Source organism: Serratia marcescens subsp. marcescens ATCC 13880, assembly GCF_017299535.1.
In the GTDB taxonomy this organism is placed as follows: Bacteria; Pseudomonadota; Gammaproteobacteria; order Enterobacterales; family Enterobacteriaceae; genus Serratia; species Serratia marcescens.
In genome coordinates, this window is the sequence record NZ_CP071238.1 from 1,390,473 (window position 1) to 1,413,974 (window position 23,502).

The 23,502-nt window shown below is 61.5% G+C and carries 23 protein-coding genes; 8 read left to right on the forward strand and 15 right to left on the reverse strand.

What is annotated here, in order from left to right:
• Nucleotides 1-3 precede the first annotated feature (3 nt).
• From J0F90_RS06575 to J0F90_RS06595, 5 genes are all read right to left on the reverse strand, one after another.
• On the reverse strand, nt 4-1,527 hold the full coding sequence (locus J0F90_RS06575; protein ID WP_033641013.1) for a flavodoxin domain-containing protein: 1,524 nt from the start codon (nt 1,525-1,527) through the stop codon (nt 4-6).
• Nucleotides 1,528-1,532: 5 nt separating this feature from the next.
• A complete protein-coding gene (locus tag J0F90_RS06580) occupies nt 1,533-1,958 on the reverse strand; it encodes a PAS domain-containing protein (RefSeq protein WP_023447580.1) in 426 nt (141 codons plus the stop codon).
• A gap of 227 nt (nt 1,959-2,185) precedes the next feature.
• On the reverse strand, nt 2,186-3,892 hold the full coding sequence (dld, locus tag J0F90_RS06585) for a D-lactate dehydrogenase (RefSeq protein ID WP_033641012.1): 1,707 nt from the start codon (nt 3,890-3,892) through the stop codon (nt 2,186-2,188).
• Nucleotides 3,893-4,018: 126 nt separating this feature from the next.
• Entirely contained in the window at nt 4,019-4,813 is a 795-nt protein-coding gene (gene map / locus J0F90_RS06590) for a type I methionyl aminopeptidase (protein WP_033641011.1), read from the reverse strand.
• Nucleotides 4,810-5,013: a ParD-like family protein gene (locus J0F90_RS06595; protein ID WP_004939618.1), complete on the reverse strand. Its 204-nt coding sequence runs from the start codon at nt 5,011-5,013 to the stop codon at nt 4,810-4,812. The genes map and J0F90_RS06595 overlap by 4 nt, the downstream gene beginning before the upstream one ends.
• Nucleotides 5,014-5,182: 169 nt before the next feature.
• Here J0F90_RS06595 and ddlA point away from each other — a divergent pair, with 169 nt between their 5' ends.
• A complete protein-coding gene (gene ddlA / locus J0F90_RS06600) occupies nt 5,183-6,286 on the forward strand; it encodes a D-alanine--D-alanine ligase (RefSeq protein WP_015377061.1) in 1,104 nt (367 codons plus the stop codon).
• 34 nt (nt 6,287-6,320) lie between these two features.
• Here ddlA and J0F90_RS06605 read toward each other — a convergent pair whose 3' ends face one another.
• Both J0F90_RS06605 and J0F90_RS06610 read right to left on the reverse strand, forming a co-directional pair.
• Nucleotides 6,321-7,100, reverse strand: a complete 780-nt coding sequence (locus tag J0F90_RS06605; protein ID WP_033641010.1) for an ABC transporter substrate-binding protein — start codon at nt 7,098-7,100, stop codon at nt 6,321-6,323.
• Between the two features lie 34 nt (nt 7,101-7,134).
• Complete coding sequence (locus tag J0F90_RS06610) at nt 7,135-8,289, reverse strand: methionine aminotransferase (protein ID WP_033641009.1); 1,155 nt, start codon at nt 8,287-8,289, stop codon at nt 7,135-7,137.
• Nucleotides 8,290-8,407: 118 nt separating this feature from the next.
• Here J0F90_RS06610 and J0F90_RS06615 point away from each other — a divergent pair, with 118 nt between their 5' ends.
• The 3 genes from J0F90_RS06615 (at nt 8,408) to J0F90_RS06625 (ending at nt 12,735) form a co-directional block, all read left to right on the forward strand.
• Nucleotides 8,408-9,328, forward strand: coding sequence for a LysR substrate-binding domain-containing protein (locus J0F90_RS06615; protein ID WP_033641008.1), 921 nt, complete (start codon nt 8,408-8,410; stop codon nt 9,326-9,328).
• A 112-nt stretch (nt 9,329-9,440) separates the two neighbouring features.
• Complete coding sequence (bglX, locus tag J0F90_RS06620) at nt 9,441-11,738, forward strand: beta-glucosidase BglX (protein ID WP_033641007.1); 2,298 nt, start codon at nt 9,441-9,443, stop codon at nt 11,736-11,738.
• Nucleotides 11,739-11,811: 73 nt separating this feature from the next.
• Nucleotides 11,812-12,735: a DUF7916 family protein gene (locus tag J0F90_RS06625; RefSeq protein WP_033641006.1), complete on the forward strand. Its 924-nt coding sequence runs from the start codon at nt 11,812-11,814 to the stop codon at nt 12,733-12,735.
• On the opposite strand, the gene J0F90_RS06630 is transcribed toward J0F90_RS06625, so the two are convergent.
• Entirely contained in the window at nt 12,732-13,760 is a 1,029-nt protein-coding gene (locus tag J0F90_RS06630) for a methyltransferase (RefSeq protein WP_016928625.1), read from the reverse strand. The two genes, J0F90_RS06625 and J0F90_RS06630, sit on opposite strands and share 4 nt — an antisense overlap.
• Nucleotides 13,761-14,112: 352 nt before the next feature.
• On the opposite strand from J0F90_RS06630, the gene J0F90_RS06635 reads away from it, so the two are divergent.
• Complete coding sequence (locus J0F90_RS06635) at nt 14,113-14,505, forward strand: hypothetical protein (RefSeq protein WP_016928624.1); 393 nt, start codon at nt 14,113-14,115, stop codon at nt 14,503-14,505.
• Between the two features lie 75 nt (nt 14,506-14,580).
• Here the strand turns inward: J0F90_RS06635 and J0F90_RS06640 are convergent, their stop codons facing one another.
• Nucleotides 14,581-15,378 carry an alpha/beta fold hydrolase gene (locus tag J0F90_RS06640; protein ID WP_080286930.1) on the reverse strand — a complete coding sequence of 266 codons (798 nt, stop codon included), beginning with the start codon at nt 15,376-15,378 and terminating at the stop codon, nt 14,581-14,583.
• A gap of 237 nt (nt 15,379-15,615) precedes the next feature.
• Between J0F90_RS06640 and J0F90_RS06645 the strand changes: the two genes are divergently transcribed.
• A complete protein-coding gene (locus J0F90_RS06645) occupies nt 15,616-16,377 on the forward strand; it encodes a CDP-diacylglycerol diphosphatase (protein ID WP_033641004.1) in 762 nt (253 codons plus the stop codon).
• Between the two features lie 41 nt (nt 16,378-16,418).
• Here the strand turns inward: J0F90_RS06645 and J0F90_RS06650 are convergent, their stop codons facing one another.
• The 6 genes from J0F90_RS06650 to lsrK form a co-directional block, all read right to left on the reverse strand.
• Nucleotides 16,419-16,721 carry a hypothetical protein gene (locus J0F90_RS06650; protein WP_033641003.1) on the reverse strand — a complete coding sequence of 101 codons (303 nt, stop codon included), beginning with the start codon at nt 16,719-16,721 and terminating at the stop codon, nt 16,419-16,421.
• Complete coding sequence (locus tag J0F90_RS06655; protein WP_033641002.1) at nt 16,718-17,353, reverse strand: division plane positioning ATPase MipZ; 636 nt, start codon at nt 17,351-17,353, stop codon at nt 16,718-16,720. The genes J0F90_RS06650 and J0F90_RS06655 overlap by 4 nt, the downstream gene beginning before the upstream one ends.
• Nucleotides 17,354-17,623: 270 nt before the next feature.
• On the reverse strand, nt 17,624-17,965 hold the full coding sequence (gene yajD / locus J0F90_RS06660; protein WP_016928619.1) for an HNH nuclease YajD: 342 nt from the start codon (nt 17,963-17,965) through the stop codon (nt 17,624-17,626).
• A gap of 79 nt (nt 17,966-18,044) precedes the next feature.
• Nucleotides 18,045-18,938, reverse strand: coding sequence for a LysR family transcriptional regulator (locus J0F90_RS06665; RefSeq protein WP_033641001.1), 894 nt, complete (start codon nt 18,936-18,938; stop codon nt 18,045-18,047).
• 59 nt (nt 18,939-18,997) lie between these two features.
• Nucleotides 18,998-20,182, reverse strand: coding sequence for an MFS transporter (locus J0F90_RS06670; protein WP_033641000.1), 1,185 nt, complete (start codon nt 20,180-20,182; stop codon nt 18,998-19,000).
• Between the two features lie 220 nt (nt 20,183-20,402).
• The gene (gene lsrK / locus J0F90_RS06675; protein WP_033640999.1) at nt 20,403-21,968 is read right to left on the reverse strand and encodes an autoinducer-2 kinase; all 1,566 of its coding nucleotides are present in this window, start codon (nt 21,966-21,968) and stop codon (nt 20,403-20,405) included.
• Nucleotides 21,969-22,161: 193 nt separating this feature from the next.
• Here lsrK and lsrG point away from each other — a divergent pair, with 193 nt between their 5' ends.
• Both lsrG and J0F90_RS06685 read left to right on the forward strand, forming a co-directional pair.
• A complete protein-coding gene (gene lsrG / locus J0F90_RS06680; protein WP_033640998.1) occupies nt 22,162-22,455 on the forward strand; it encodes a (4S)-4-hydroxy-5-phosphonooxypentane-2,3-dione isomerase in 294 nt (97 codons plus the stop codon).
• 87 nt (nt 22,456-22,542) lie between these two features.
• Complete coding sequence (locus J0F90_RS06685) at nt 22,543-23,448, forward strand: O-acetylserine/cysteine exporter (RefSeq protein ID WP_004939557.1); 906 nt, start codon at nt 22,543-22,545, stop codon at nt 23,446-23,448.
• Nucleotides 23,449-23,502 lie beyond the last annotated feature (54 nt).

Here is a 23,502-nt window from a genome sequence, read left to right on the forward strand (position 1 = left end):
ACGTCAATAGAGTTCCAGGTGCAGGCGCTGCTGCTCAATCAGCGTCTGCCACAGGTTTTCCGCCCCGCAGGCTTGCTCCAGCGCCGTCGCCACGGCATGTTCCAGATACTGACGATTGCCGCACAGGTAGACATGCGCGCCCCGCCGCAGCAGGCCGCTGACGACATCGGCGCGATCGTCGATGGCGTGTTGCACGTAATACTTGTCGGCGGCGTCGCGCGAGAATGCCGTGATGAGCCGTGTGAGTACGCCCGTCGCGTTCAGCGTGACCAACTCCTCGCCATAAAGGAAGTCTTCACCGCGCCTTTTCTCACCGAAGATCAGGACGGTTTCACGCCGTTCGCCCTGGGCGGCCATTTCGCGCAGTAAGCCAATCAACGGTGCGATGCCAGTACCGGTACCGATAAGCAGCACCGGCAAGGCGGTGTCGCGCGGCAGGTAAAAGCCGGGGTTGGCGCGGCAGAAAAGGCGGAAAGGACCGGGATGCTTGAGCAGCCAGCCGGTTGCCGTGCCGCGCCGTGTGCGGCCGTCGCGTTCATATCGTACGTCGCGCACGCACAGATCGAGGCTCTCTGCCCGCGTTGCCGAAGCGATGGAGTAGGCGCGCGGCAGGCAAACGGGCAGCAGCGCCAACAGGTTCTCCAGCGTGATCGTGTGCGGCGGGCAAAAATCGTGCAGCACGTCCAGCAGATCGGCGCCGTACAGATAGCTCTCCAGGGCTTTGCGCTGACGGATCTTCAGCAGGCCTTTGAGCTCTTCGCTGTCGGCCAACTGCGCCAGTTCGCGCAGCGTCGTTTTGCTGAGCTGGCGCAGCTCCCGGCGCCGCAGCGCGTCGACGGCCTCCGGCCTGCCGAGCCAGTCTGCCAGCCGGATCAATAATCCTTCGTCGTTCTCCGGCAACAGATAGACGGTATCTCCCGCCCGGTAAACGATGCCGCTGCCGGCGATATTCAGCCGCAGGTGCCAGGCCTGCGGCGTGCGTGCGCTGAGCGGCCGCCGTTCGAGGAGGGCGGCGCTGAACGCATGGTCTTCGCCGTAGGCGGTCACGCGCAGATGCAAATCGCGGCCGGCCTGGGCATCGCCGGCCAGCACCTTCTCCAGCGTCGTCAGCCAGGTGGTGAAGAACGGTTCGAAGTTAACGTCGGCGTCGACGCGATTGATGATGGCGCGGGCGCCGTATTGCGTCAGGCGCGCATCCAGCGCCTGCGTGAAGCCGCAGAAATGCGGGTACGCGGTGTCGCCGAGACCGAAGATGGCGTAGCGCAACCGGTGGCGATCCGGCCATTGCGCCAGCGCGTCGGAAAAACGCTCGGCGTTGGCGGGCGGCTCGCCGTCGCCAAATGAACTGGAGACGATCAGCAGGGCGTCACGTTCGCCCACATCGGCGGGCTGGATGGCGTTGAGTTCTTTCACGACGGGGCGGTAGGGTTGCAGGCTGCTTTGCTCGCCCAGGCGCATCGCCAGCGCCCGGGCGTTGCCCGACTCCGAACCGTAACCAATCAGGATGCGTTCGATGATGTCGGCCATAGCGGTTACTTGTCGTAGTGGTTGTCGAACTGTTCTTTGGCGAATTCCACCGATTCGAAGTCGGTCATCAGATCGTTGATCACGCGGCGGATGCTGATATAGGCCTCGATATTGCCCTGGGCGTCATACAGCGGCTGCACCGTGGTGTCGACCACGTACAGCACGCCGCCCTTGCCGACGTTCGGAATGATGCCGGTCCAGATGCCGCCCGCCTTGATGGTGTCCCACATCGCTTTGTAAACGGCTTTCGGCACGGAAGGGTGGCGCACGATGCTGTGGGGCTGGCCCACCAGCTCTTCCCGGGAAAAGCCGGTCAGCTGACAAAAAAGATCGTTGACGTAGGTGATGGTGCCCTGCAGATCGGTGGTGGAGATCACCATTACTTTATCGAGCGCGGCCAGCAGCTGGGCGGAATCGAGGGTTTGACTCATGGTAGGTTCCTTCTCATTAACTTCGCGGTGAATGCCACGGCGGATGTCATGTATCCGTCATGACAGCTTTGTAATTGATTCTCATTTGCGATGATAGAGTGAATGGTAATCGGGAACTTTATAAGTTGCAATAAGAATGCATCTTTAAAGGCGCAGAAAGATCGCGATGAGGCCGGTAGGGCAGAGGAGGCCCGCGCCGGGTGCGGCGGCGGGCTAATTGAGCGGTCTTAGCGGGGGTCTTCGGCCCAGCCTTTGCGTTTGCTGGTTTTGCCGATGCCGGGGTTGAAGCTGTTGGTCGGATCGGCGGTGCGGTAGAACGCCTGCAGATCCGCCTTGGCGTGGTAGAGGTGGCCGACGTTATGCTCCGCCGGGTACTCGGCGCCGCGCCGGTTGAGGATCTCGAGCATCTTTTCTTTCAGCGCATGGCTGTCCACGCCTTTTTTCACCACGTAGTCCTGGTGGAAGACGTGGCACATAAAGTGGCCGTAATACAGTTTATGCACCAACTGACTGTCGATTTCCGGCGGCAGCGTTTCGAACCAGTCGGTGTCGTTGCGGCGCAGGGCGATGTCCAGCGCCAGAATATCCTCCACCTTGTCGGCGTGCACCGCGTGGTAGCGCACGGCGGCGCCGGCGGCGGCGAAGCGGTGCAGAAAAGCCTTTTTGCCCTCGTCAGGCGTGCAGGCGAAGAAGGCGCCTTCGGCCTGGGCGAAATAGTCGGTCAGGTAGCGCTGGGCCTCTTCCACGCCGGGGCCGGCCATCTTCAGCAGCAGATGGTGTTCGAAACGTTCGCGGTATTCCTTCATGCGCTTCGGCAGGTGGCTCGGCGCCAGATGGCTCAGGCCCTGCATCAGCCGATCGGTCAGGTTGTGCGGCAGCAGCGGCAGCTTGTTGAGGTTGGCGTCCATGCGGCCTTTCAGGGTGAAGAAGCGCGGCATCTGATCGGTGCCGAGCTTGTCGATCATCATGAAGGTATCTTTGCCGTACACCTCGGCGATGTCGAAGATATCGCGGTGCATGTATTCACCGGCCACCGGCAGGTTTTCGAATTTGCTCAGCATGTGGCGGCGCAGTTCGGTCAGCACCGCGGTGTCGTTGGTGCCGATATAGAACACCTGCTCTTTGCCCTCTTTCTCGAAGGTGTCGAGTCGCACCGCGAACACCGCCAGTTTGCCGGCGCAGCCGGAGGCTTCGTACAGGCGGCGTTTGTCGGCGTTGAAGCGGGAAGGGGTGTCGGCATCGACGTCGCGCACCCGGCTGGCGTATTCGTTATCCGAGGCGCGCAGCTCACCGTATTCGACGTCCTCTGGGCGATAGTCGCCTTTTTCCAGCCGGGTGAGGATCTCTTCCGGCGTGTCGCCGAGGCGGATGCCCAGATGGTTCACCAGGCGCAGCTGGCCGTCTTCCCCTAACTGGGCGTACAGCGCCATTTCGGTATAGGCCGGGCCGCGTTTCACCAGCGAGCCGCCGGAGTTGTTGCATACGCCGCCGATCACCGAGGCGCCGATGCAGGAGGAGCCGATCACCGAATGCGGTTCGCGGCCGTAGGGTTTGAGCAATTTCTCGAGGTGGTGCAGGGTGCTGCCGGGGAAGCCGACCACCTGCTTGCCGTTGTCCAGCACCTGAATATGATCGAGGCGCAGGGTGCTGACGATGACGATATCGCGATCATAGTCGTTGCCGCTGGGGGTTGAGCCCTCGGTCAGGCCGGTGTTGGCGGCTTGCATGATGACGATTTTGTCGGCGGCCACGCAGGCCTGCAGAATGCGCCACAGCTGCAGCAGGCTGGTAGGGAATACCACCGCCAGCGCCTGGCCTTCGCCGGAGCGGAACCCCTTGCGATAACGCTCGGTGTTGCGATCGCCGGTCAACAGCTGCGGGCCGCCGACGATGTCCTTGAGCTGATTGATAAACGTCTGATTGCCTGACTGCATGCTGCCTGTCTCCCTGTCATCTCCGTCGCTTTAACCGCGGCGCCGGGGTGCCGCGCAACAAGCTAAGAGGTTATTAATTAAATAACTTATTAAGCTATCAGCTTGGTAGGCTAATGGCTTGCGGGTTTAGTAGCGCTCGACGTAACCGGCTCGGCGCTCTTCGTCGCGCAGCGTCAGGATCTCCACGCCGTCGGCGGTGACCGCCACGGTGTGTTCCCACTGCGCCGACAGTTTTTTGTCGCGCGTCACCACCGTCCAGCCGTCCTTCTTCTGTTTGATGCGGCGGTCGCCCTGGTTGATCATCGGCTCGATGGTGAACACCATGCCTTCCTGCAACGCCATGCCGCTGCCGGCTTGACCGTAGTGCAGCACCGCCGGCTCTTCGTGCATGTCGCGGCCGATGCCGTGGCCGCAATATTCCCGCACGATGCTGTAGCCGGCCTGTTCGGCGTGCCGCTGGATGGCGTGGCCGATATCCCCCAGAGTGGCGCCCGGTTTGACCGCGCGAATGCCCTGCCACATCGATTCGTAGACGTTGTTCACCAACCGTTTGGCCAGCGGCGTCACCTGGCCGATGCAGTACATCTTGCTGGAGTCGGCGATATAGCCGCCGTTTTCCAGCGTAATATCCACGTTGACGATCATGCCGGAACGCAGGATTTTGCTGGCCGACGGCACCCCGTGGCACACCACATCGTCCACGGAGGTATTGAGCACATAGGGGAAATCATACTGCCCCTTGCTGGCCGGGCGCGACTTCAGTTCTTCGACGATAAACGCCTCGGCGCGGTCGTTGATCTCCATGGTGGAGATGCCTTCGACGATGACCTCATCGAGCATAGCAAACACTTTGGCCAGCAGAGCGCCGGAATGGCGCATTTTGGCAATCTCTTCCGGCGTTTTAATCACAATCTGTTTCACCCGACAATCTCCTTCAGCGTCAGCGCGTTATCTTTCATCATTTTTTTTACCAGCTGCGGATAGGTCAGTTCCGGATGGAACTCCGCCAGCATGCCTATCCTGATCCAGTACTCGGCCTGCGCATTGATCGAACGCGTCATGGTCAGGCTGGCGAGGCGCAGATCGTCATGCAGCGCGTCCGAAATTTTTACGATGCCCATTGGCGTCTCCAATAAATGAACAATATACGAAGTGTATACGTTTTGGATGGTCGCGATGTGGCATTCTGTGGCGTAAGAAGATTCTGGCAACAACGATTGCCGCCGCCAGGCAATGCGTTTATTGTGATGAACGACTTTTTTGCCATGATTTTTCAGAAGGATTTAAGGCGTGACTAAACTACGTGTTGGGGTGATTTTTGGCGGTAAATCGGCGGAGCATGAGGTGTCGCTGCAGTCGGCCAAAAACATTGTGGATGCAATCGACAAAGAGAAGTTTGACGTCACGCTGCTGGGGATCGACAAACAGGGGCAGTGGCACATCAACGACGCCTCCAATTACCTGCTCAACGCCGAGAATCCGGCGTTGATCGCGCTGAACCGCTCGAACAAGAACGTGGCGCTGATCCCGGGCCAGGAAAAACAGCAGCTGATCGAAGCGGGCAGCGCCGGCGCGCTGGGCCAGCTCGACGTCATTTTCCCGATCGTGCACGGCACGCTGGGGGAGGACGGCTCGCTGCAGGGGCTGCTGCGCATGGCCAATATGCCGTTCGTCGGCGCCGGCGTGCTCGGCTCGGCGGTCAGCATGGATAAAGACGTGACCAAGCGCCTGCTGCGCGACGCCGGGCTGGCGGTGGCGCCGTTCGTCACCCTGACGCGCGCCAACCGCGCCGGCTTCACGTTTGAGCAACTGAGCGAGCGCCTCGGCCTGCCGCTGTTCGTCAAGCCGGCCAACCAGGGCTCGTCGGTCGGGGTCAGCAAGGTGGAAAACCGCGCCGAGTTTGACGCGGCGGTGGCACTGGCCTTCAGTTTCGATCACAAGGTGCTGGTGGAGTCGGCGATCGTCGGCCGCGAGATCGAGTGCGCGGTGCTGGGGAACGACGATCCGCAGGCCAGCGTGTGCGGCGAGATCGTGCTGAGCGACGCCTTCTACTCCTACGACACCAAATACATCAATGAGCAGGGCGCTCAGGTGGTGGTGCCGGCGGCGATCGCGCCGGAAGTGAGCGACCACATCCGCGAGGTGGCGCTGAAGGCGTTCCGCGCGCTGGAGTGCTTCGGGCTGGCGCGGGTGGATGTGTTCCTGACGCCGGACAACCAGGTGGTGATCAACGAGATCAACACGCTGCCGGGCTTCACCAACATCAGCATGTATCCCAAGCTGTGGGCCGCCAGCGGCGTCAGCTACCAGGCGCTGATCACGCGCCTGATCGAATTGGCGCTGGAGCGCCACCAGCAGGATCGCGCGCTGAACAGTTCGGTGTTCGATCGCTAAACGCGGCAGGGGGCGGCGGTGCCGCCCCCGTCCATCACTTCACCGTCACGTCGATATCGCCGAAATACTTCTTCGACAGCGCCGCCACCGTGCCTTGCTGCTTCACTTTGGCGATGGCGGCATCCAGTTTCTTCTTCAGCGCCTCATCCCCTTTACGCAGGCCGAAGGCGATGCCTTCACCGAGGATTTTGTCGTCGCGCACCGCCTCGCCGACGAAGGCGAAGCCTTTGCCGTCCGGCTGTGACAGGAAGCCGCTTTGCCCCGAGGGCGCCATCACCAGCGTGGCGTCGAGCCGACCGGCCGCCAGATCGAGATACACCTGATTCTGATCCTGGTAAGACACCACATCCACGCCCGCCGGCGCCCAATGGGTTTTGGCGTAAATCTCCTGAATCGAGCCTTGCAGCACGCCCACGTGTTTGCCCGCCAGCGCGTTGGCGTCCGGCAGCAGGCCGCTGCCGGCTTTGGCGATCAGGCGGTTCGGCACCTGATAGATGGCGTCGGTAAAGGCGATCGCCTGGCGCCGCTGTTCGGTCACGTTCATCGCCGAGTTGATGGCGTCGAACTTGCGCGCCTGCAGCGCTGGGATCAGGCTGTCGAACGAGGTTTCCACCCAGCTGCATTGCAACTGCGCGGCGGCGCACACCGCGTCGCCCAACTCGATGTCGAACCCTTCCAGTTTGCCGCTGGCGGATTTGGATTCGAACGGCGGATACAGCGCTTCCAGACCGAAGCGCAGGCTGTTTTCCGCCGCCAGAGAAGAGCCGGCGGCCAGCAGGCATCCGGCGGCGAACAGCGTTTTCAAAGCTTTCATAGGCAGTGCCCCTTTCCCATGGTCGGACAAAAAATTACACCTGGCTCAGGCGGCGCGCGCCTTCCAGCAGGGTCTCGTTATCTTTGGAAAAACTCAGCCGAATAAGGCCGGTATCGGTGCCGTCGCTGTAGAACGCCGACAGCGGGATCGTCGCCACCTTCGCTTCGCGGATCAAGCGCACGGCGAAATCATTGTCGCTTTCGTGACTGAAGCCGCTAAAGCGGGCCAGCATGAAGAAGCTGCCGCGGCTGGGCAGCAGCTCAAAGCGCGAATCCTGCAGGGCGCTGGCCAGCAGATCGCGCTTTTGTTGGTAAAACGCCGCCAGCCCCAGGTAGCTCTGCGGGTTGGCGAGCGCGGCGGCGAAGGCGTGCTGCATCGGCGTATCGGCGGAGAACACCATGAACTGGTGCACCTTGCGGATTTCGTCCATCAACGCCGCCGGCGCCAGGCAATAGCCGACGCGCCAGCCGGTGACGTGGTAGGTTTTGCCGAACGACGACACGATCACGCTGCGTTCCGCCAACTGCGGATAGCGCGCCATGCTGTGGTGAATATCGCCGTCGAACACCACGTGCTCGTAGACCTCGTCGGACAGGATCACGATGTCGGTGTCGCGGGTCAGGGCGGTCAGGCGGTCGATATCCTGCGCGTCGAACACCGCGCCGGTCGGGTTGTGCGGCGTGTTGACGATGATCATGCGCGTTTTGCCGTTGATGGCGGCGGCCACTTCGTCCCAGTCGACGCGAAAATCCTGCAGCGACAGTTTGATCGCCACCGGCGTGGCGCCCTGCAGGCGCACGATCGGCGCATAGCTGTCGAACGCCGGTTCGAAATAGATCACCTCGTCGCCGGGATGCACCAGCGCGCTGATCGCCGAGTACAGCCCTTCGCTGGCGCTGGCGATCACCGTGATTTCTTCGTCGGCGTCATAGCGCGCGCCATACAATCGTTCAGCTTTTTCCGCCAGAGCAGCACGTAACGCCACCACGCCGCTCATCGGCGCGTATTGGTTATGACCTGCGCGCATGGCTTGCGCCGTTGCCTCGATCAACTGCGGATCGCCGGCGAAATTGGGCGCGCCCTGCGACAGATTGAGGGCCTGATGTTCGGCGCTGAGTTGGCCAATGACGGTGAAGATAGTGGTGCCGACGTCCGGCAGCTTCGAGCGGGATGAGCAGGCGCTCTGCATGATGGGCTCCAGGCAAACAGGGAAGTGTTGAGCGATTAAGCATCAGCCGGCGTAGGCGGACAAGGGAAAGTTTGTCATACTTGCCATGCACTACGATCATACCTAATCGAGGCTCGCTATGCCGATACCCCTGCCGTCGCTCGACGTGTTGAAAACCTTTGTGGTGGTGGCGCAACGCCTTAACTTTACCCATGCCGCCCGGCAGCTGCACCTGACGCAGGGGGCGGTCAGCCGGCAAATCCTTGGGCTGGAACAGCGCCTGGGGTATCCGCTGTTCAGCCGCCAGGCGCGCGGTTTGGCGCTGACGCCGCAGGGCGCGCAGCTGCTGGCGCCGGTACAGCAGGCGCTGGGGCAGTTGGATGAAGCCCTGACGCGGGCCGCCGCCCCGCCGGGGGCGCTGCGCATCAAATGCCCGACCTGTGCCATGCGCTGGGTGCTGCCGCGCATCATTCGCCTGCAAAATGAACGGCCGGACATGCATATCGAGCTGACCGCCTCGGTGTCGCACGGCCTGGATTTCAGCGCCGAGCAGTTTGACGCCGCGGTGCTATTCGGCCGGCCGCCGGGCAAAAAGCTGGCCGCGCACCTGCTGTTCGACGAAATCCTCACGCCGGTCTGCACGCCGACGTTTCTGCCGCCGGCGCCTCGGCTGACGGACTTGACGGACAAAACTCTGCTGCACCCGACGCGCGATCGGCGCGACTGGCTGCGCTGGCTGAAGGCGGCGGGCGCCGATGCGTTGCCGTCCGGCAAGGCCCAGCATTTCGATACCCTCGATCTGGCGATGAGCGCGGCGCTGCAAGGGTTTGGCATCGCCATCGGCGATTTGTGCCTGTTGGAGGAGGATATTCAGGCGCGGCGCGTCGTGACGCCGTTCCCGCTCTGCGTCAGCAGCGGCGCGGCCTATTATTTGGTCTATCCTGAACGCACGGTGGCGCCGCCGACGTTAACCGCGCTGGTCGATTTTCTGTCGGCGGAGGCCGCCGACAGCCGCGCCCGGCTGCAGAATTACCTGCCGATAACCTGTAATGCTTTGTAAACATTAGCGATGCGAATTCCCTTGGCGATGAAACAGAGTGTGGCAAACTGTTTCTTCACTCCGATTAAACCCCGCGGCTTTGGCGGCGGAAACACGCCTGAGATAAAACAAGATGAAATGGCTTTGTGTGGTGAGTATGTTGTCCGGTCTGGCCCTCAGTCCGGCTTTTGCGCAGGAAACGCCGATAACGCAGGGCATTCACGCCCAGCAGCGCGACGCCTTCGTGTCCAATTTGATGAAGCAGATGACGCTGGAAGAGAAGATCGGCCAGCTGCGGCTGATCAGCGTCGGGCCGGATAACCCGAAAGAAGCGATCCGCGAGGGGATCCGCAAAGGGCAGATCGGCGCCATCTTCAATACCGTTACCCGGCCGGATATCCGGGTTATGCAGGATCAGGCGATGCAGCTCAGCCGCCTCAAAATCCCGTTGTTCTTCGCCTATGACGTGGTGCATGGCCAGCGCACCGTGTTCCCGATCAGCCTGGGGCTGGCGGCCAGCTTCGATCTGGAAGCCATTGCGCTCAGCGCCCGCGTGGCGGCGCAGGAGGCCAGCGACGATGGCCTGAACATGACCTTCGCGCCGATGGTCGATATCACCCGCGATCCTCGCTGGGGCCGGGTGTCCGAAGGCTTCGGCGAAGACACCTGGCTGGTATCGAAAATCGCCAAGGTGATGGTCGACGGTTTCCAGAACGGCGATCCGGCCAAACCCGGTTCGGTGATGGCCAGCGTCAAGCACTTTGCATTGTACGGCGCCGTCGAAGGCGGCCGCGATTACAACACTGTCGACATGAGCCCGCTGCGCATGCATCAGGACTATCTGCCGCCTTACAAAGCGGCGGTGGACGCCGGCAGCGGCGGGGTGATGGTGTCGCTCAACGCGATCAACGGCGTGCCGGCCACCGCCAACCCGTGGCTGCTGAAAGATCTGCTGCGCGAGCAGTGGGGCTTTAAAGGCATCACCATCAGCGACCACGGCGCGATCAAAGAGCTGATTAAACACGGCGTGGCCGCCGACGCGCGCGACGCGGTGCGGCTGGCGATCACCTCCGGCGTCGACATGAGCATGAGCGACGAGTTCTACGACAAGTACCTGCCGGGTCTGGTGAAGGACGGGCTGGTGCCTGAAAGCGATATCGACCGCGCCTGCCGCGACGTGCTGAACACCAAATACGACATGGGGCTATTCACCAATCCTTACGTGCATCTGGGCCCGGCGGGTTCCGATCCGCAGGACACCAACGCCGAAAGCCGTCTGCACCGCGCCGAAGCGCGGGTGGTGGCGCGCAAGACAATGGTGCTGCTGAAGAACGATAAGCAGACGCTGCCGCTGAGCAAACAGGCGACCATTGCGCTGGTCGGGCCGATGGCCGACAGCCAGCGCGACGTGATGGGCAGTTGGTCCGCCGCCGGGGTGGTCAAACAGTCGGTCACCCTGCGCGAAGGGCTGGAGCGGGCGGTGGGCGACAAGGCGCGCATTTTGTACGCCAAGGGCGCCAACGTCACGCAGGATAAAGGCATCATCGACTATCTGAACGAGTATGAGCCGGCGGTGGCGTTCGATACCCGCTCGCCGCAGCAGATGATCGACGAAGCGGTACAGGCGGCGAACAAGGCCGACGTGGTGGTGGCGGTGGTGGGGGAATCGCAGGGCATGGCGCATGAGGCCTCCAGCCGCGCCGACATCACGATCCCGCAGAGCCAACGCGATTTGATCGCCGCGCTGAAAGCCACCGGCAAGCCGCTGGTGCTGGTGCTGATGAACGGCCGGCCGCTGGCGCTGAGCTGGGAGAGCGAGCAGGCGGACGCGATGCTGGAAACCTGGTACAGCGGCACCGAGGGCGGCAACGCGGTGGCGGACGTGCTGTTCGGCGACTATAACCCGTCGGGCAAGCTGCCGATGACCTTCCCGCGCTCGGTCGGCCAGATCCCGATGTACTACAACCACCTGAACACCGGCCGTCCGTTCGGCAAGGAGAATCCGGGCAAGTACACCTCACGCTACTTCGATTCGCCGAACGGCCCGCTGTATCCGTTCGGTTACGGCCTGAGCTACACCACCTTCAGCCTGTCGGATCTGAAATTATCCAGCCCGACGATGGCGCGCAACGGCAAGCTAACCGCCAGCGTCACGCTGAAGAATACCGGCAAGTACGACGGCGCCACGGTGGTGCAGCTGTATCTGCAGGACGTGACCGCCTCGGTCAGCCGGCCGGTGAAGGAGCTGCGCAACTTCAAGAAAGTGATGCTGAAGGCCGGTCAGTCGCAGCAGGTCGAACTGCCGATTAGCGAAGACGATCTGAAGTTCTACAACGCCAGCCTGAAATGGGGGGCGGAGCCGGGTAAATTCAACGTGTTCGTCGGCCTGGATTCCGACAACGTGCAGGCGCAAAGCTTTACGCTGAAGTAACCTTTTCCCCCTCTTTCACTGCGGTGGGAGAGGGGGATCCATCCTATCCGCTAATGTCACCGGAGCTTGCCTCATGAAACGCTATCTGGACTGCAGCGCCAGCGATCTGGCCGATATCGGCAAAGCCGATTTGCTCTACGCCATCCGCGCCAGCGAAGGGCGCATCTTGGTCAGCGAAACCATCGCGGTCACTCAGCCGCTGCTCAATAACGTCACCAATGCCGAACTGGCGGCCAGTCAGGGCGCCGATCTGTTGCTGTTGAACCTGTTCGACGTCGATCGTCCGCATATCGCGGGCCTGCCCGCCGACGTGCCGCCGCAGGAGGCGCTGCGCACGCTGCAGCGCCTGACCGGGCGGGTGGTCGGGGTGAACCTGGAGGCGGTCGATCCGGCTTTCGCTACCGAACATAACGACTTCTGGCAGATGACGGCGGGCCGCGCCGCCACCGCCGAAAATGCCCGTAAACTGTATCAACTCGGCGCGCGCATGCTGGTGCTGACCGGCAACCCGAACAACGGCGTCAGCAATCAGGCGATCGCCGCCGCGCTGAAAGCGATCCGCGATGAAGTGGGCGACGAGATGGTGCTGGTGACCGGCAAAATGCACGGCGCGGGCATTGTGCGCGAAAGCGGCAGCCAGCTGATCGGCGAGCGGGACATCGCGCTGTTCGTGGAAAACGGCGCGGACATCGTGCTGTTGCCGGCGCCGGGCACGATTCCCGGCATGTCGCAGGAGAAAGTGGCGGCGTTGATCGCCTTTGCCCAGCGGCAGGGCGCGCTGGCGATGACGGCGATCGGCACCTCGCAAGAGGGGGCCGACGTGCAGACCGTGCGGCAGATTGCGCTGATGAGCAAAATGGCCGGCGCCGATCTGCATCATATCGGTGATACCGGCTATTTGGGGTTGGCGCTGCCGGAAAACATCTTCGCCTACAGCGTGGCGATTCGCGGCGTGCGCCACACCTACAGCCGCATGGCGCGATCGGTGAACCGTTAAGTCAGGGGTTTTTGCGCCGTGACGATGCTGAAATAGCCGAGCGACGGCAGCACCTGAGCGGGCCCGAAGCCGATGTCGCGCAGCAGGCCGCCGATTTCCTTGCCGGAGTATTGGCGGCCCTGCGTCCATCCCATCATCATCAGGCTGTATCCCGCGGCGGCAGGCGGGCCGTCGCCGTCATCGTTGTACAGCACTTCGTGGATCACGATCCTGCCTCCGGGCGGGAGGGCCGCATAGCTCTTTTGCGCCAGGAAGCGGTTCTTGTCCATCGGCCAGTCGTGGAAAATATTGGAGTACAGGTGCAGATCCGCCGCCGGGTAGGGATCGCGCCACATATCGCCGCTGTGGGTGCCGATGCGGTGGCTGAGGCCGTAATGGCGCGCGTAGTCGGCGGCGAGCGGGCACACCTCCGGCAGATCGAACACGGTGCACGTGAGCGCCGGCCAGTGGGCCGCCAGGCTGATGGCATGGGCGCCGGAGGCGCCGCCGATATCCAGCGCCGCGCGGCAGGCGCCGAGGGGCAGCAACGTAGGCCAAACGCTGGCCGATCCCATGCTCAGGCTGTGCATGGCGTGGGTAAAACGCCGCATTCTGTCGGCGTCGAGCGTATGCGTTTCAAACAGCTCCTGCTCGCCATACACCTGCGAAGTATTCTTTCTGATGGCGCTTTCCAGGTTTTGCAGCGTGAAAATCTCGCTGTTTTCAATCATCAAATCCCAAAAATAGCCGAAGTAATGCGGGTTGTTTTTTAACAAAAAGATTTCCGCTTCCGGCGTCAGAGAGAATGTTTCGCCGTCTCTGGCGATCAATTTCAATGCCACTAGCGCCATGACCAGCGTCTCCGCCGGGCGTTTTTCCACATTGGCCTGAGCGCATATATCGGTCAGATTGCGGGGGTGCAGAGCAATAAACTCAAAGATGCCCAGGCGGTGCGCAATAAGCGCCGCCGGATAGAGATATAAATTCATCGTGATATCGAGAATGGTTTTGTCGTCGCATTGCGGCGGCCGGACGGAATGGTTCATGCGGCTCTCCTTCCCCTAAGGCGTGGCGCGTCTTAACAGGCTATGCCACGCCTGTGGTTTTAGCAAAGGGCGGGGGCGTGATTGACCGCAGACCAACGCTTCCGTTGTAAATCATTCCCTGTGAGACTATTTTAAATTGAATTGGGTGCGGTTAATGTCGCGCGTAAAAAACTGACGTCGAGCGGAATAATAACTCCATCATGCATTTTTATTTTATGAGAGGTTAACTTAATCACAGTTATTAACGCGTCAGGGTTGTGTTAATCTGGGCCGCCGTTATACCGTACCGACATTCACATTATTTTTGTGAATAATTCAAAGCTAAATAATTCATTATTAAAACGAGATAACAATGAAAAAGATCATTCTGACCGGCATGATTGCCGCGACTCTGGGCTTGTTCAACACCGCCAACGCCGAAGGGATGGATCCTGCCGCGTTGAAAAACGTCTATGACATCACGCGTAATACCGCCGGGCTGATGTCCTACTGTGTCGATAAAGGTTTCCTGAAAGCGGACAGCATCGACAACGCCAAGAAAATGGTGGCCTACGTGGCGGCGATCCCCGGCGGCGTCGACACCCGCGACGGCGACAAGCGCGAAGCGATGGGCCGTGAAGGCAATGTGCTGAACGACGACGGCAACGTGGTTGCGTTGGAGAAGGAAGCGCCGCAGGGTCTGCAGGCGTGGTGTCAGCAGGCTGACGAAGGGATCCGCCAGGGGCTGACGTCTATCGGCCAATAAGCGCCGGATTTAGCCTCCCCCTCCTTAAGGCTTCGTCTGAAGGGAATCTCCGGGCCAGCGGCCCGGAGCATCTTATCAGAACAGTGGCGTAGTGTTTTCAGCCAGAAACGCCAGCAGCGTTTCGTTGACCGCCGTCGGGTTTTCCTTGTTGCTGATATGCCCGGCGTCAGGGATCAGTACATGCCGACAACCGAGAAGATCCGCCATGCGCTGGCCTTCTGCCGGCGGGCGCGGCTTATCTTGCGCGCCGGTGATGACGATGCTGGCGGCGGTGATGTTTTCCAGCAGCGCCAGCTTGTCGGGGCGGCCAAAGATCATCCGGCCCAGCGGTACGATGCTCTCGCGCAGGCGATCGGCGGGCAGGCTCTGGAGCTGGCACAGCAGCGATTGCAATAAGGCGTCGGGGACATCATCGGAATAAAACAGCGACGCGACATGTTCCAGCAGCGGCGATGCGATGGCGCCGGCCTGTTCCACGGCGGCCAGCATGCCCATATAGCGCTGCCGCGCCTCTGGGGTTTCGTCGCCCAGGTAGCTGTCCAGCAGCGCCAGCACTTTCACCCGCTCCGGCGCCAGCGCCGCCAGTTCGGCGCCCCACATGCCGCCTACGGACAGGCCGACGATGCCGAACTCTTCAATATCCAAACGATCCATCAGCGCCAAATGATCGGCGGCGATATCCGACAGGCTGTTTCGCCCGGGCGGCAGCGCCGGTGAATCGCCGTGGCCCCAGAGATCCGGCACGATCAGGCGGTAGCGTTTCGCCAGCGCTTCGAACTGCGGCGCCCACATATTCAGATCGAACAGATAGCTGTGGCCCAGCAGCAACGGAAAGCCCGAACCCACGTCGAGGTAATGCAGGGATTTGCCCATCGTTGGCATCTTATCGGTTCCTTATATAAAGAGAGTCCGGCTGCTTATATCATACTCATATTCAACCTGCGGTATTAATTTACCTTAAATTACTCAGGTGGCGACGTATTTGTCATTATCCTTTGCTAACAAGAGGTCAATGAAAGGTGGCATTAAGGATAATATTCTGGTCGAGGCCGGAGCCTTGATTTATGCTGGCGCTCCTTTCAAGATGGAATAACTAAACAGGGCGTCGCGATGAAAAGACTTTTCAGACTATTAATTATTTTGCTTGTTATTTTGCTGCTGGCGGCGGTGCTGTGGTGGTTCTTCGGGCGCGGCAATCCGAATGCGTTATGGCAAATCGTTAGCCAGCAGTGCGTGCCCAATCAGCAACAGAACCACGATCCGGCGCCCTGTGTAAAGGTTGGCTTAACCGAGGGTTATGTACTGTTTAAAGACAGCAAAGGTCCCTATCACGATCTGGTGATGCCAACCGAAAAGGTCAGCGGCATCGAGAGCCCGATATTGCAAGCGGAGCGAACGCCGCATTATTTCGCCCTGGCCTGGAACAACCGCGAACATATATCCGGCGAGCTGGGTAAACCGTTAAAAGACGCGTGGCTTTCTCTGGCGGTCAATTCGAAATATGGCCGTTCTCAGAATCAGCTGCATATTCACGTTGCCTGCTTGCGCCAGGATGTCTATAACGCGCTGGGGGAACAGGCGGAGCAATTAGATCAACAGTGGCGACCGCTGGCGGTGAAATTGGTCGGCCACCACTACCTGGCCAGAAAATTGGCGGGCACCGATTTAACCCAGGAAGATCCTTTCCGCTTGTTGCAAAACTATGTGGCCGAGCAGGGCGACAGCATCGGCAATTACGGTCTGGCGCTGGCGGTCAGCCCGCAGGGCGAGATGCTGCTGTTGGCGAACCGTTTGACGTTGACCGATCTGAACCTGGGCTCGGCCGGCGAAATTCAGGACTACCGGTGCGAGGTGGCGGGGAACTCAAGATGATAACGGCCCGCCGGCTGGGTCAGCCGGCGGCTGCCGTGCGGTCAGAGCTTCTTCAGCAGTTCCAGCAGCTGCGCTTCGCTTTTCTCCGCCAGCCCGTCGATGGCGAGCTTGATGATGTCGGAGCGGGTGATGCGCACGATGCCGTTGCGCGCCGCCTGCACGATCACCTCATCGATGGCTTCGATGTGGTTGTCCGTCAGGCTGACGGAAATCGCCTTATAGGTGCGCTTGCGGCCGGCCGGCTTGGTTTCCGGCGCGGGCGCCGCGACCGGCAACGTGTGCGAGGTGGCACTGTTGATGAATTCGTCTTCCGACATGCGGTGGGTGGGGGTGCGCTTCTTCACAGGATCACCTCTTTCACCAGGCATTCGATCTCGGCCTGCGCCTTTTCATTGTTCGCCTCATGCACGGTGATGGCTTCGCCCCAGGCGTCGCGGTAAATTTTGCGGTCGCACAGGCGGTTGCTCACCAGGGTGAACTCCGGGTATTCGCTCAGCACCTGCGCCGCTTCGTTGGCTTCATTAATGAAGATGTTGGTCGGGCACATGTTCAGCACGATGTAGCCTTTGACCTTCTCGTTATATTCCTGCGCGGTGGAGAACATCTCCGACAGATAGCCGATGGTGTCGAGGTCCATCTGCGAAGGGCGCAGCGGCGAGAGGAACAGATCGGCGGCCAGCAGGCCGGAGCGCAGTTCGGCGCTGTCGCGGCCGGCGGTGTCGACGATCACGTAGTCGTAATGGCGATCCAGCTCCAGCAGCGTTTCCTTGATTTTGCCCGACGCGGCCACCACCGGAATGTGCGGCAGCCCTTCGACGTTCTGACGGTCGTTGTACCAGGTCATGATTGATTTCTGGTCGTCGGCATCGACGATGATCGCCGTCTTGCCTTGCTTAAGAATCAGATACCCGGCGATATTCACCGCTTTCGTCGACTTGCCGACGCCGCCTTTTTGCGAGCCAATCAGAACAATCATGCTGCCATCTCTCAAGTTATTAAGCGGGTAACTTATTAAGTTAATGCGCTTATTAGGTTGATAATCAAACAGGTTAACAAGAACAACTCGCGAACAATATGCACCAACTGCGGCGGCTTGCCAAGCCAGTATGTCGTTAACTGCGCAGCTTATTTTGCGCTGGATGGCCCGGATGGGTAAGTAGGAATTCTCTGGGAAGTGACGATGCGGAGGTGGGTTTATTAATTTAACAGCTTAATAAGTTAGTTGGCTATTAAGCTGTTTTCGGCATTATTTCTTCATCATCGCTTTCAGGTTGGCGAACGGATTGTGGGTGGCGACGCCGACATCTTTCTGCGCGTCTTCACCGGCCACTACCGTCGAACCGTATTGATCGGCCTCGGTGTATTTCGAGTGCTCGTGGTCGTGGCAATACAGACACAACATTTCCCAGTTGCTGCCGTCTTCCGGGTTGTTGCTGTGATCGTGATCGATGTGGTGCACCGTCAGTTCGCGCAGGTTGGAATAGACGAACTCGCGTGAGCAGCGCCCACACACCCAGGGGAACAGTTTCAGCGCTTTTTCGCGGTAGCCGGTTTCCAGCTTCGCATAGTTTTTGGGGATATAGGCCATGGTGGTTGTCCGTGGTGAATCACTATGCGGTAAATAATACCACACTGCGCGCGGCTACAGCGTGCGGCTCATCTCGCTGCTAGCGAAACGTCTCCACCGCCCAGTCGATGAACGCCCGCAGCTTGCCGCTGAGATGGCGATTGGACGGGTAGACCACGTACATCTGCTCCGGCGGCGGCTGCCAGTCGTGCAGCAGGCTGACCAGTTCGCCGCGCTCGAGGTGCGGCTGCGCCATAAACCGATAAATCTGGATGATGCCTAATCCGGCCAGGCTCGCCGCCAGCAGCGCGTTGCCTTCATTGATGCTGACCGGGTAGCGCTGCTGGATGGCGATCTCTTTGCCGCGTTCGACATAGCGTTGCGGATGGATGCGGTCGTTGACCGGATGGCGGTAGTGCACCATCGGAAAACCCTGTTCCAGATCGCACGGGTGGCGCGGGGCGCCGTGGCGCGCCAGATAAGCCGGGGTGGCGCAGCTGACCCAGTCCAGATCGAACAGACGCCGGGCGATCAGGCTGGAGTCGGCCAATGGGCCGCTGCGGATCACGCAGTCGGCGCTGTCGCTGATCAGATCGATAACGCGATCGCCGATGCTGAGATCGATTTGGATTTGCGGGTAGCGTTCCAAAAAGCCGGGCAGCGCCGGCAACAGCAGTTGGCGAGCGGTGCCGCTGCCGGTGTCGATGCGCAGCACGCCCTGCGGAGAACTTTGCGACTCGGTCAGGCAGCCCTCCATCTGCTCCAAATCCGCCAGCCATTTCACCGTATTTTGGTAATAGCATTCGCCTTCGCGGGTGACCGACACGCTGCGAGTGGTGCGCTGAAACAGCTTGGTCTGCAGGTGATCCTCCAGATTTTGGATCAGCTTGGTGACCGTCGCTTTCGGCATGCCCAGCGAATCGGCGGCGCGGGTAAAGCCGCCGGTTTCCACCACGCGGTTAAATACCCGGATAGCGAGCAAATGATGGTCCATAGGTTCTCAACGCCATGCCCCGGCGGTGGCCGGGGCATGTTTCTGCAGATAGATAATGATTAACACTGTTTAGCGCCAATCGCGCCGGAGCGCAAGCTGAGGCCGAATACCAGCGTGGCGGAGAGGATCAGCGCGCCGCCGAACAGCATGGCGCTGCTGACGCCCTGCCAGTCCACCACTTCACCGCCCAGCAGTGCGCCGGAGGCCAGCGCGATCTGGATGACGCACACCAACAGCGCCTGACCGGCCTCCGGCGCCTGCGGCACGGCGGCGAACATCCAGTTGGTGGCGCAGACCGGCACGGCGCCAAAGGCCAGCCCCCATACCAGCACCATCAGCGTGGCGCCGGCGAGGCCGCTGAGCAGCGGCGAAACGATCAAAATGCCCGCCAGCATGGCGGCGATCAGTATGAAGGTGGCGCGTAGGCTGTGTTCCGCCAGACGCTCGCCGAGAAAGGTGCCCAGCAGACCGATGGCGCCATAGGCCAACAGCTGCAGCGAGATCGCCGACGGGCTGAGCACGAACACCTGCTGCAGCAGGGGCCGCAGGTAGGTGTAGGCGGCGAAGTGGCCGATGAACAACAGCACGATGGCGATCAGGCCGATGCGCGCCATCGGCAGGCGCAGCGGCAGCACCAGATCGCGCGGCGTGACCGGCCGGGAAGGCGGCACCGAGGTCAGCAAACGCAGCTGCGCCGCCAGTACGCCGACCGCCAATGCCGCACCGCCGAAGAAGGCGGCGCGCCAGCCGAACAGATCGCCGATCAGCGCCCCGGCCGGCACGCCGCACACCGCGCCGACCGAGATGCCGCTGAGGATCAGCGCGGTGGCGCGGCCCTGGCTGGCTTCCGGCACCAGATGGCGGCCGTAGTTGGCGGCGAACGACCAGAAACCGCCGACGCAGATGCCCAGCAGCACGCGGCCCAGCAGCATCATCGGGAAGTTGACGGCCAGCGCCGCCACCAGGTTGGACACCATCAGCAACAGCGACAGCCCCAGCATCAGTAAACGCCGATCCAGACGGCCGGAAATCAGGCTCAATGCGGGGGCGGCCACCGCCGCCACGATGCCGGGCATGGTGACCATCAGCCCGGCGGTGCCGGTGCTGACGCCGAGCGAGGGGGCGATGTTGGTCAGCAGGCCGATCGGCAGAAACTCGGTGGTGACCATGACAAAACAGGCGACCGTCAGCGAGAAGATCGCCGGCCACGGGGATGATGCAGGGTTATCTTTATTATTCAGCATAATGCCGCTCGTCTCAGGTGAATGCGCAGGCCGTGCGCGGGGCACGGTGTGACCGAAGTCACAATCTACGGCAGGCCGAAGGCGCAGATAAATCCATCTGCGGTGGTTACACTGTTTCTGAGAGGAAACAATCGCGGCGGCGAGTGAAAACGCGGCTTGCGCCGCGCCTAAGAGAAAGGAATAAAACGGCATAAGGTTATGACCGAATGCCGCGTGGCGCTTATAGCCCCGGCGCTTTCCACAGCGAGGTGGTCAGGCCGTTGTCCACCAGCGTCAACTGATCGGCGTAGACCCGCCGCCAGGTTTCTTTCTGTTCCTGATACAGCGCGTGGTGGGTCATGTCCGGCTGATGCTCGCGCTCCCAGCGCACCAGGCGCTCGCCGGTTTCGGCCAGTGATTCGTACAGCCCGGCGCCGACGCCGGCGGCGATCGCGCAGCCCAGCGCGGTGGCCTCTTTCACCACCGGCACCCGCACCGTCAGCCCGGTGACGTCGCTGAGGATCTGGCTCCACAGCTTGCCCTTGGCGCCGCCGCCGGCGAACACCAGCGAACGGGCCTGCACGCCGGAGAAGGCGGCGATCTGTTCCAGATTGCAGGCGGAGACGATGGCGGCATTCTCCTCCAGCGCGCGGAACAGCGTCTGTTTGTTGCAGCGCTCCGGGTCGATCGACATGTTGATGAACGACGGCGCCGCGTGATACCAGGTTTTGAAATGCATGGCGTCGGAGAAAATCGGCATCACGCCGTAGGCGCCCGGCGGCACTCTGGCCGCCATCTCTTCCAGCAGGCTGTAGGCGTCGATCCCCAGCCGCTCCGCCAGCAATTTTTCTTCCGCGCAGAAGGCGTCGCGGAACCAGCGCATGGTCAGGCCGGTAAAGAAGCTGATGGATTCCGCCTGCGCCATGCCGGGAATGACGTGGGGGTTGATGCGGATGTTCATCTCCGGATCGATGGCCGGCTCCGGCAGGTTGACGATTTGCTGCCAAAAGGTGCCGCCGAGCACCGCCGTCTGCCCGGCGCGCACGATGCCGAGCCCCAGGCTGCCGAGCTGCACGTCGCCGCCGCCCATCACCACCGGGGTGCCGCGCAGCAGCCCGCTCTCCTGCGCCGCCTGCTCGGTGACGCGCCCCAGCACGCTGCCGGTCTCTTTCACCGGCGACAGAATATCGGCGCGCAGCCCGGCCAAGTCGAGCAACGCCGGCCGCCAGTCGCGGCTGGTCAGATCCAGCATGCCGGTGGTGCCGGCGTTGGAAGGATCGACCGCCAGTTCACCGCTCAGCATGTTGGCCAGCCAGTCGCTGATCATGGTCAGCGTCGCCGCCTGGCGGTAGATGTCCGGCCGATGGTGCGCCAGCCAAAGCAGGCGCGGCATGGCGCTCAGTGCCAGCGTCTGGCCGGAGTGCTGGTACACCTCGCGTTCGAAGCCGTGGTTGTGCAGCTCTTTCAGCTCGCTGACTTCGTGGCTGGCGCGAGCGTCGACGTTGGCGCAGGCCCAGATCGGCACGCCGTTGCGGTCGTACAGCACGATGCCTTCACGCATCGAGCAGCAGGCCACCGCGCGGATCGCCTGAGCGCTCAAGCCTGCGCGTTGCATCGCCTGGCGGATGCACTGGCAGGCCAGCTGCCAGTTGCGGCTGAGGTCAAACTCCATCGAGCCGGGCACGCCCGGCACCGCCAGGTGTTGCCACTCCGCCTGGCCGTGCGCGATCTGGTTACCCGCCAGATCGAAGATCACCGCGCGAATGCTGCCCGTTCCTGCGTCCAGCGCCATCAAGTAGTTATCCATAGCCTATGCTCTCAGGGGGAGGAGTGTTAACTATAGATGCCGCCGCCTTACCCCGCCGGGGGAGGAGTGGGCGTCGCCGACGCGATTTGTGAGCCAGGCGGCAAAATTGCCGTTGCGGCAGGGCAATCGACGGGAATAAACCTATGGTTGGAAAGCGCCATGTTACGGCGCGCCGTTTAAACAAGGAGTTGTCATGCACGTCACATTGGTTGAGATCAACGTTAAACAAGACAAAATCGACGAATTTATCGATGTTTTCCGCGCCAATCACCTGGGCGCGATCGAAGAGCCGGGCAACCTGCGCTTCGATGTGCTGCAGGATGAACAGATCCCGACGCGGTTTTACATCTACGAAGCCTATCGCGACGAGCAGGCGGTGGCGGCGCACAAGCAGACCCCGCACTACCTGCAGTGCGTGGCGAAGCTGGAAGCGCTGATGACCGGCCCGCGCAAGAAGACCACCTTTATCGGCCTGATGCCGGAATAAGCGCCGGCGTTTGCCGGTGTCCATGTCCCCGGTTTGGTTGTAATCTGCAAGGCAAAGCGAATTTTCAATGGGATAAGCGGGGCGAGGATGACATTGCGCGATCGGCTGTTGGCGCTGTTGGTGGTGGTGATCTGGGGCGTGAATTTCGTCGTGATCAAGTTCGGTTTACAGGGCATGCCGCCGTTTCTGCTGGCCGGGATGCGTTTTTTGCTGGTGGCGTTGCCGGCGATCTTCTTTATCCCGCGCCCGACGATCCCGTGGAAATGGCTGCTGCTGTACGGCATGACCATGAGCTTCGCGCAGTTCGCGTTTTTGTTCGTCGCCATCAAGGTGGGCATGCCGGCGGGGCTGGCCTCGCTGGTGCTGCAGGCGCAGGTGTTCTTCACCCTGCTGTTGGGCGTCGTGCTGATGGGCGAAAAGCTGCGGGTCAACCATTTCGTCGGCATCGCTATCGCCAGCGGCGGCATGCTGGTGCTGGCGCAGGCCAGCCTGCATAAGCCGGGCAGCGGCGCGGTCCCCCTGGCGGGCCTGTTGCTGACGCTGGCGGCGGCGTTTTCCTGGGCGCTGGGTAACCTGACCAACAAGAAGATCCTGGCCGGTTTCCCGCAGCGTAATATTTTATCGCTGGTGGTGTGGAGCGCGCCGATCCCGGTCGTGCCGTTCCTGGCCTGCAGCTGGCTGTTCGACGGCCCTGAGGTGGTGCTGAGCAGCCTGAGCCATGTGCAGGTTGGCACGTGGCTGGCGGTGGCCTATCTGGCGTTCGCCGCCACGCTGTTCGGTTATTCGGTGTGGGGCAGCTTGCTGGGGCGCTATGAAACCTGGCGCGTTGCGCCGCTGACGCTGCTGGTGCCGCTGGTCGGGCTGTTCGCCGCCTGGCTGCTGCTGGACGAAGCGTTGTCGCCGGCGCAGTTCGGCGGCGCATTGCTGGTGCTGGCCGGCATGGCGGTCAACACCTTCGGGCTGCCGCGCCGCCGGGCCGTCGCCGTGCGCTAAACCGAACAGGGTAATTCTGTTCAATACGGTGTCGGCGGCGGTCGGCATTCTGGC